The following is a 9,081-nucleotide window of genomic DNA, read 5'->3' on the forward strand; positions in this document are numbered from 1 at the left end:
CCACCCGAGAATCCGCCCCCCGATGACCCGCCCGAAGAGGACCAGCTCGAGCTCGAGGACGAGCTCGACGACGATCCGGGTCGCGACGCCGGAGTTGCGGCGAGCCGCCCGATCGACGACGACGCATCGGACAGAGACCGCGAGGTCACCGCGTCGAAGAGCGCCACCTGCGGGGCCGCTTCGACGGCGCCCGCCGCCCGGATGACGTTCACCCACTCGCGCTCCATGCCGAACAGCACCGCGTACGGCAGCAGGCGTTCGTAGAGGTTCACGACGGATGCGCCCGGGGCGCCCGCCGCATCGCCATATGGGCGGCGCCCCGACGACACGAGGTCGGCGGTCTGCGGCGACTGCGCCGCCTGGAGGCGATCCTCCTCCGCAAGCTGCAGATACTCGCGGATGCCGTCGAGGTACGTCTTGTGCATGCCGCCGGCGAGCGTGAGCACCGACTTCGGGAGCGAGAAGAACGGCAGGCAGATGAACGCGAAGAAGGCGCTCGCCACCGCGGCGAAGTAGATGAGGTTGCCGAGGGATCCGAGTGGGCCGAGCACGACGAACGCGCCGTCGGCGAAGAAGATCAGGAGCATCGCCAGCGGCAGCCCGGCCAACTGGATGAAGCCCCGCGCCGTCGTGATCCAGCCCGGCAGCTTGCTGCGATACCCGCGTTGGACGGTGAACTCGTCGATCCGCCGCACGTAGGTGACGGCGCGCGAGGGCGGCTTCCGCGCGAACGCGCCGAGGTCGACGTCCGCACCGACGTCGGCCTGGCGCCCGAAGAGGGTGTCGACGATGCGCCCCTCGTCGCTGTCGAGCCCGGTGGTGTCGCGCAGCACGACCTCGAAGTCGTCGGCGTCCTCCCGGTCGCCCGTCGCGCGGATCTCGACCGCGTCCTTCACGGCGAGATCGACGACATGCGCCGCGAGCGCCCGCTCCGGAACGTCGAGCACGCCGGCCGACAGCGTCAGCGACTCGTCGTCGGGCGGCGTGTAATGCACGATCACCGGCGACCGGTCGGGGTTGCGGCGCGCGGCGGCCTTCACGACGAGCACGAACACCAGGCCGCCGATGCCCGACAGCAGTGCGAGCGCCGGGAGGATCCAGAGCCACCACGGGTACGGGGGCGGCGGTGGAGGGCTCGGCGCGGCGAAGGTGCCCTGCGCGAAGCCCAGCGCCACCGTCACGTTCTCGTACGGGCCGATCCCCTGATCCCCCGCGGTGAACGTCACCGCGCTCGTCGCCGCCGAGCCGACGGCCTGCGCCCACGCCCGGACGACGTCGGGCAGCGACTCCGGTTCCGCGGCGCGCTCGATCGTGCGCTGCTCGGTGGACCCGTAGGGCCCGGTGTAGCAGAACGCCCGCCCCTCGATCAGGCCGGCCGCAGCATCCGTCGCCACATGCACGTGGGCGGTCACGACGTCGAAGGGCTGCGCGTGGTCGGTGCCGACGGTGTCCCAGAAGAACTCGTCGGCAAGGGTGTCTTCGTAGCGCAGCACAACGTCGCTCATCTCGTACGTGATGACGTACGTCTGCGCTCCGTGCACGTAGGAGTCGTCGCCGGTCAGCACGTAGATCCAGTCGCCGTCCCGCTCGGTCCACCAGGGGATGGCGGCGCCATCGGCGCCGGTCACCGTATAGACGACGGTGCCGAGGTCGATGCCACTGTCGACGACAGGCAGGGCACGCACCATGCCCTTGTTCTGGTCGACGTCGGGGAAGCGGGCCACGATCGTCTCGGTCGTGAGCAGACGGCTGCGCTCGCCCGTGCCGCGGACGAGCCAGTAGTCGGCCTCGAACGAATCGAACGTGAAATCGTCGACGGATGCTGCGCCCATCGCATTCAGGACCGCCGGCCGTTCGCTTCCGCGCGCCGCTATCGCCGCCGGCGCCGCAGAAGCACTCGCGAGGCCGAGCGTGATCGCGCCCGCGACAGCGAGCGCGACGAGCACCCCGGCGGCGATCCCCCAGCGACGCCACCCGCGTCGTGACACCGACATGCCCCTACCCTAGGGGTGGCGGGCCGCCTCGCCCAGGGCCGAGGGGACGCGTCGGGTCAGGCGGTGAGCGCCAGAGCCTCTGCCGTCTCGCCGAGCGACTCGCGAGCGAGCTCGGGGCGAGCGTTGAGCGTCTCGCCGTAACTGGGGATCAGCTCGCGCAGACGCGGCTCCCACGCCTCGATCCGATCGGGGAAGCACGTCTTCAGCAGACCGAGCATGATCGACACGGCGGTCGAAGCACCCGGCGACGCGCCGAGCAGACCCGCGATCGTGCCGTCGGCACCGGTGACGACCTCCGTGCCGAACTGCAGGATGCCGCCCTTCTCCGGGTCCTTCTTCATGACCTGGGCGCGCTGACCGGCCTGGATGATCTCCCAGTCCTCGTCCTTCGCCGTCGGCATGAAGACCCGCAGGCTGTCGACCTTCTTCTTGTGGTTCTTCAGCAGCTCGCCCACCAGGTACGAGATGAGGCTGGGGTTGTCCCACGCGACCTTGAGCATCGGTCCGATGTTGCCCGGGCGCACCTGGCCGACGATGTCGAACCACGAGCCGGTCTTGAGGAACTTCGGGCTGAACGTCGCGAAGGGGCCGAACAGCAGCGATGCTTCGCCGTCGACCACCCGCGTGTCGAGGTGCGGCACCGACATGGGCGGCGCACCGACCGACGCCTGCGAATACACCTTCGCCTTGTGCTGCGCGACGATCGCCGGGTTGGAGGTCTTGAGGAACTGGCCGCCGATCGGGAAGACGCCGTACCCCGCGATCTCGGGGATGCCGGAGCGCTGCAGCAGCTTGAGCGCCCAGCCACCGGCCCCGACGAACACGAACTTCGCGCGGATCTCACCGGGCGTACGGCCGACGGTGCGACGGTACTTCACCCGCCAGGTGCCGTCGGGCAGGCGCTTGAGGCTGCGCACCTCCGTGTTGGTGCGGACGTCGGCACCGTTCTCGGCGAGACGGTCGATCAGCTGGCGCGTAAGTGCGCCGAAGTCGACATCGGTGCCCGCAGGCACGCGGGTCGCGGCGAACGGCTCGCCCTTGCGCCGCTTCTGCATGAGCAGCGGCGCCCACTTGTTGATGACGCGCGAATCCTCGCTGTACTCGATGCCGGCGAAGAGCGGCTCATCCTTCAGCGCCTCGTAGCGCTTCTTGAGGTACGCGACGTCCTTCTCGCCACGCACGAACGTCATGTGCGGGGTCGAGTTGATGAAGGTCGACGGCGCATCCAGCACGCCGGCCTCGACGAGGGACGACCAGAGCTGGCGGCTCTGCTGGAACTGCTCGTTGATCGAGATCGCCTTCGACGGATCCAGCGGGCCGCCGTCCTTGCTGTCGGGCATGTAGTTGAGCTCGCAGAGCGCGGCATGGCCGGTGCCCGCATTGTTCCACGGGTTCGAGCTCTCCAGCGCGACGTCGCTCAGCCGCTCGAACAGCGCGATGCGGAGGTCGGGCTGCAGCTGCTGCAGCAGCGTGCCGAGCGTCGCGCTCATGATCCCGCCGCCGATCAGCAGCACGTCCACGGTCTCGACGTGGGAGTTGTGTTCGGTGTGGGTCTCAGCGGGCGTTGCGGTCACCAGACGATTCTAGTTCCGCGCGAAAGCACCCCCGACCGGAGCCGGGTTCTCCCACCGAAAGTCCTGCGGTTCTTGCCGAAACGACAAGCGGACGGATGCGGCGGGCCGCGGCATCCGTCCGCCTTCGAGGCCGTGCGGGCAGCGCGTCAGGCGCTGACGCCCAGGTTGGCGGCGACGACCTCGGCGATCTGCACGGCGTTCAGCGCCGCACCCTTGCGGAGGTTGTCGTTGGAGATGAACAGCACGAGGCCCTTGCCCTCGGGGGCGGACTGGTCCGCCCGGATGCGGCCGACGTAGCTCGGGTCGTTGCCGGCCGCCTGCAGCGGCGTCGGGACTTCCTCGACGACGACGCCGGGCGCCGACGCGAGGATCTCGTACGCGCGCTCGGGCGTGATGTCGCGCGAGAACTCGGCGTGGATCGACAGCGAGTGGCCGGTGAAGACCGGCACGCGCACGCAGGTGCCCGCCACACGGAGGTCGGGCAGCTCGAGGATCTTGCGGCTCTCGTTGCGGAGCTTCTTCTCCTCGTCGGTCTCGTTGAGGCCGTCGTCGACCAGGTTGCCCGCGAGCGGGATCACGTCGAACGCGATCGGCGCGACGTACTTCTCGGGCTGCGGGAAGTCCACGGCGGCGCCGTCGTGCACGAGGTCGAGCGTGTTGCCCTGTGCGAGGACGCCCTCGACCTGCCCCAGCAGCTCCTGAGCGCCGGCGAGACCCGAGCCCGACACGGCCTGGTAGGTCGAGACGATGAGCCGCTCGAGACCGGCCTCGGCGTCGAGGGGCTTGAGCACCGGCATCGCGGCCATGGTGGTGCAGTTCGGGTTCGCGATGATTCCCTTGGGCGGGTTCGCGATCGCGTGCGGGTTCACCTCGCTGACCACCAGCGGCACCTCGGGGTCCATGCGCCACGCGCTGGAGTTGTCGATGACGATGGCGCCCGCCTCGGCGAAGCGGGGCGCGTGCGCGCGGCTGCCGGTGGCGCCGGCGGAGAAGAGCGCGACGTCGATGCCGGACGGGTCGGCGGTGGCGACATCCTCGATGATCACGGTCTCGCCGCCGAACTCCACAGCGGTGCCGGCGGAGCGGGCCGTCGCGAACAGACGCAGCTCGCGGATCGGGAAGTTGCGCTCGGCGAGAATCTCGCGCATGACCGTACCGACCTGGCCGGTGGCGCCGACGACGGCGACGGAGAGTCCTGAATCGGAGATGCGGGTCATGGGTCTTCCTCAGATGGAGCGCGCGTGCAGCAGCGTGGAGCGGACGCGCGGGCGCCGTCGATCGCGCGGGGTTTGGGCGATTCTACCGGCCTGGGCCGGACATGGACCGCGGTGTTACCTGTCGGAGCGGACAGCGTGCATGCGATTCCTGCCGTTCGCCCGGCGGCGTGGTCGGTTGCCGACATCACGAGGTCTGACCAGCGCAGGACGGCTCGCGCAGAACCGACCTCCTCCGCCAGATCTCCTGATCTCAGAGGTGGATGCTGCAGCCCGCGGCATCCGTCACCGCAGAAGTGGATCAGCGGCCGGTGCCGGCGTAGACGGTGGCCTCGATGTCGCCGTCCAGGCCGTACGCGGTGTGCACGACGCGTGCGGCCTCGGCGAGATCGTCGCCGCGCACCACGACCGAGATGCGGATCTCGGACGTCGAGATCATCTCGATGTTGATGCCCGCGACGCTGAGCGCCTCGAAGAGGGTGGCCGAGACGCCCGAATGCGTGCGCATGCCGGCGCCGACGACCGAGAGCTTTCCGATCTGGTCGTCGTGGACCAGGTTCTCGAACCCGATCTCGGACTGGTCGGCGGCGAGCGCCTTCAGCGCGGTCGCCGCGTCGGTCTTCGGGAGCGTGAACGAGATGTCGGTGCGGCCCGTGGCCGCCGCCGACACGTTCTGCACGATCATGTCGACGTTGGCGCCGGACTTGGCGACGACCTTGAAGATCTCGGCGGCCTTGCCGGGCACGTCCGGGACCCCGATCACGGTGATCTTGGCCTGGCCGAGGTCGGTGGCGACGCCGGCGACGATGGGCTCTTCCATCTCTTCTCCCTTTTCAGCCTCGGGAACGTTCATCCCGGGGCCGAGCACGTAGGTCCCCACGCCCGAGCTGAACGTGGACCGGGCGTGGATGAGTACGCCGTGGCGGCGTGCGTATTCGACGGCGCGGATGTACAGCACCTTCGCGCCGTTGGCGGCGAGCTCGAGCATCTCCTCCGCCGACACGACGCCCAGCTTCTTCGCCTTCGGCACGACCCGCGGGTCGGCGGTGAAGATGCCGTCGACATCGCTGTAGATCTCGCAGACATCCGCCTCGAGCGCCGCCGCGAGCGCCACGGCGGTCGTGTCGGAGCCGCCACGGCCGAGCGTGGTGATGTCGCGGGTGTCGCGGTTGAACCCCTGGAAGCCGGCGACGATGACGATCGCGCCCTCGTCGAGCGCCTCGCGCAGGCGGATCGGCGTCACGTCGACGATGCGCGCCGAGCCGTGGTCCGCGGTCGTGATCATGCCGGCCTGACTGCCGGTGAAGGAGCGCGCCTCGAATCCCATCGAGTGGATCGCCATCGCGAGCAGCGCCATCGAGATGCGCTCGCCGCTCGAGAGCAGCATGTCGAGCTCCCGCGGTGCCGGGATCGGCGCGACCTGACCCGCGAGGTCGAGCAGCTCATCGGTCGTGTCGCCCATCGCGCTCACGGCCACGACGACATCGTGGCCGGCGCGGCGGGCGTCGACGATGCGCTTCGCGACGCGCTTGATGCTCTCGGCATCAGCGACCGACGATCCGCCGTACTTCTGGACGATCAGCGCCACGTTGGAACTCCCGGACGTGCCGAACGGCACGGGTAAGTGAGGATGAGGGCGAACGGATGCCGCGCCCACCGATCCATCTTACGGACGGGCTCATGAACGGTCGGCCATGTGTCGCGTGGAGCGGGCGGGCAGAGACACTGCGCCGCTAGCATCCGAGCATGGAGCAGATCGAGACGTGGTCCGAGTTCAACGTGGCCATGGTCGGTGCGACGGCGGCGCTCGCGGGTCTCGTGATCGTCGCCGCGAGCGTCAACATCGGCTACATCATCAAGGAGGCGTCGCTCACCGCCCGTCTCGCCGCGGGAATCTCAGGGCTCGTGCTCGCGCTGATCGGCTCTGCGATCGGGCTCATCCCGGACGTCGGGCCCGTCCCGTACGGGGTGGCGATGATCGTCATCGCGGTCGGCGCGGGGGTGTTCCAGGTGCAGGCGACCCGCAGGATCTTCGAGAACCGGCATCCCGCCAACCGAATGCGCTGGCTCAAGTCGGCCGTGGGCTTCTTGGCGCCGCTGGCGTACCTCGTCGGCGGCGCACTCCTGGCGGGCGGCCAGCCCGTCGGCCTCGTGTGGTTCGCGGTCGGGTCGATCGCCGCGATCGTCGCCGCACTGCTGGTGTCGTGGATCGTGCTGGTCGAAGTGCTGCGCTGACGCTCACCCGGTCGAGATCGGCGGAAGATCGGCGTTCTCGGGCTTGCGGGCACGCAGCGCGCCGCCGGTAGCCGCGAGCCAGCAGCCGAGGATGACCAGCGGGAAGCCGATCAGCAGCCCCGCGGTCAGCGGCTCACCGAGGATGATCGTGCCCAGCACGATCGCCACCACCGGGTTGACGTACGTGAACAGCGGTGCCCGCACCGGCCCCACGCGCGCGATCAGCGCGAAGAAGACGATGAACGCGAGCGCCGTGCAGAGCACCGCGAGGGCGATGAGCGACACCGTGCTCTCGACCGTCGGAACCTGATGCTGGGTCAGGAACGCGATCGGCGTATAGAAGATGCCCACGGCGAAGAGGGCGAGGGTGATCGATCCCAGAGAGGGGACGTCGCGCAGCTTGGTCGCGATGACGAACGGTGCGATCGCGTACAGGAGTGCGACGAGCAGCACCTCGCCGACGGCCAGCAGACCGACGCCGCCCTCGACGGCGAGCCCCGGGCCTGCGACGATCACGAACACCCCGGCGAAGCCGATGAAGAGACCGATCGCCCGCGCCGGGCTGAGCACAGACCTGTCGCCGCCCCCGAACGCGATCAGCGCGGCGAACAGCGGCACGGTGGCGACGAGGAGCCCCGTGAGTCCGGAAGGCAGCGTCTGCTCGGCGTGGCCGAGCAGCAGGAACGGGCCGGCCATCTCGATCGCACCGAACAGCAGCACCCAGCCGATCTTCGCGAACGCGGGGCGCAGCGCCTTCTGCCGCAGCGCGAAGGGCAGCAGAAGCAGGGCCCCGAGAAGCGTGCGGCCGGCCACCACCGCGGCCGGCGAGTACGACTCGACGGCCACGCTGATGAACAGATACGGGATGCCCCACAGCAGCGCCATCGCGCCGAACAGCAGCCATGCGCGCGTGTCGAATCGCTGCGCAGAGTTCATGCGAGGTGTCTCCCAACGGTGGTGTGACGGCGGCGACGCCATCCGGCGGTCGTCATCGACTCAGGTTCTGCCACCGCCCCCGCTGAGCGCGAGACGGCCGACCGCCAATCTACGACGGACTCCCGACATCCTGGACGGATCCGGGGATCGGGTCGGCACGACGAGCGGATCAGACCGAGCGACGGCCCTCGAAGGCGCGGCCGAGCGTGACCTCGTCGGCGTACTCCAGGTCGCCCCCGACCGGAAGGCCGGACGCGAGGCGGGTGACGGTGATCTGGAGGGTGTGGAGCAGACGGCTCAGGTAGGTCGCGGTGGCCTCTCCCTCGAGGTTCGGGTTGGTGGCGAGGATGACCTCCTGCACCGTGCCGTCGGCGAGCCGCTGCATGAGCTGCGCGATGCGCAGGTCGTCGGGGCCGATGCCGGCGATCGGGCTGATCGCGCCGCCGAGAACGTGGTAGAGGCCGCGGAACTCGCGCGTGCGCTCGATGGCCGCGACGTCCTTCGCGTCCTCCACGACGCAGATGAGCGTCTGGTTGCGACGCGGGTCACGGCAGATGGAGCAGCGTTCCTGCTCGGAGACATTGCCGCACACCTCGCAGAAACGCACCCGCTCGCGCACCTCGCTGAGCAGCTCGGCGAGGTGGGACACGTCGAAGTTCGGCGTCTGCAGGATGTGGAACGCGATGCGCTGGGCCGACTTCGGCCCGATCCCGGGAAGGCGGCCGAATTCGTCGATGAGGTCTTGGACGATGCCGTCGTACATGGGCTAGCTGAACCTCGTGGGCGGCTCGTAGGGCTCCTCGCGGACGAACGTGGCGCCGAGCACTTGACGCACCACCGCCTCGCCGTACCGCTGCACGCCGGCGCCCCGCGTCGTGACCAAGGGCGTCAGCGGCGGGGCGACCGTGGGCGGCACCGGGAGGTCGGCGACGGCATCCGTGTCGGCAGGGTCGTCGTCTTCATCGTCGCGCTCGACCGGCGGTGCGATCTCGGTGCGGGGCAGCACCTGGCCCTCGCGCGGCGGCGCGAGCGTCGCGACCCGCGCGGTCGCGGCCTCTGCGTCTTCGGGCTCGTCGTCGACCGCGAACTGCGCGGGGGTCTCGACGGGGAAGGCGGCGGGGCCGGGGT

General features: G+C 69.8%; 7 protein-coding genes and 1 pseudogene. 1 reads left to right on the top strand and 7 read right to left on the bottom strand.

The features are described 5' to 3' along the window. The 4 genes from JNB61_RS19750 to JNB61_RS19765 form a co-directional block, all read right to left on the bottom strand. Positions 1–1,994: DUF2207 domain-containing protein (locus JNB61_RS19750; protein ID WP_220340723.1), on the bottom strand; the 1,994-nt coding region annotated here is incomplete at its 3' end. 56 nt (positions 1,995–2,050) lie between these two features. Continuing rightward, the gene (locus tag JNB61_RS19755) at positions 2,051–3,568 is read right to left on the bottom strand and encodes a malate:quinone oxidoreductase (RefSeq protein WP_220292956.1); all 1,518 of its coding nucleotides are present in this window, start codon (positions 3,566–3,568) and stop codon (positions 2,051–2,053) included. Positions 3,569–3,714: 146 nt separating this feature from the next. Continuing rightward, positions 3,715–4,785, bottom strand: a complete 1,071-nt coding sequence (locus tag JNB61_RS19760; protein WP_159842613.1) for an aspartate-semialdehyde dehydrogenase — start codon at positions 4,783–4,785, stop codon at positions 3,715–3,717. A 298-nt stretch (positions 4,786–5,083) separates the two neighbouring features. Continuing rightward, on the bottom strand, positions 5,084–6,370 hold the full coding sequence (locus tag JNB61_RS19765) for an aspartate kinase (protein WP_159842611.1): 1,287 nt from the start codon (positions 6,368–6,370) through the stop codon (positions 5,084–5,086). 158 nt (positions 6,371–6,528) lie between these two features. Between JNB61_RS19765 and JNB61_RS19770 the strand changes: the two genes are divergently transcribed. Then, a complete protein-coding gene (locus JNB61_RS19770) occupies positions 6,529–7,017 on the top strand; it encodes a hypothetical protein (RefSeq protein ID WP_220340724.1) in 489 nt (162 codons plus the stop codon). Positions 7,018–7,020: 3 nt separating this feature from the next. On the opposite strand, the gene JNB61_RS19775 is transcribed toward JNB61_RS19770, so the two are convergent. The 3 genes and pseudogenes from JNB61_RS19775 to JNB61_RS19945 form a co-directional block, all read right to left on the bottom strand. Next, the gene (locus tag JNB61_RS19775; protein WP_220340725.1) at positions 7,021–7,953 is read right to left on the bottom strand and encodes a DMT family transporter; all 933 of its coding nucleotides are present in this window, start codon (positions 7,951–7,953) and stop codon (positions 7,021–7,023) included. A 169-nt stretch (positions 7,954–8,122) separates the two neighbouring features. After that, complete coding sequence (gene recR / locus JNB61_RS19780) at positions 8,123–8,716, bottom strand: recombination mediator RecR (RefSeq protein ID WP_220292950.1); 594 nt, start codon at positions 8,714–8,716, stop codon at positions 8,123–8,125. A gap of 3 nt (positions 8,717–8,719) precedes the next feature. Beyond that, positions 8,720–9,081, bottom strand: a pseudogene (locus JNB61_RS19945) (DNA polymerase III subunit gamma and tau); the annotation flags it as partial.

The organism is Microbacterium ureisolvens, from assembly GCF_019511645.1.
Classification (GTDB): domain Bacteria; phylum Actinomycetota; class Actinomycetes; order Actinomycetales; family Microbacteriaceae; genus Microbacterium; species Microbacterium ureisolvens_A.

Bases quoted from the DNA above. Each gene is read 5' to 3' on its own strand.
- JNB61_RS19760 (WP_159842613.1), bottom strand. From the start codon at position 4,785: ATGACCCGCATCTCCGATTCAGGACTCTCCGTCGCCGTCGTCGGCGCC.
- JNB61_RS19770 (WP_220340724.1), top strand. From the start codon at position 6,529: ATGGAGCAGATCGAGACGTGGTCCGAGTTCAACGTGGCCATGGTCGGT.
- JNB61_RS19775 (WP_220340725.1), bottom strand. From the start codon at position 7,953: ATGAACTCTGCGCAGCGATTCGACACGCGCGCATGGCTGCTGTTCGGC.
- recR (WP_220292950.1), bottom strand. From the start codon at position 8,716: ATGTACGACGGCATCGTCCAAGACCTCATCGACGAATTCGGCCGCCTT.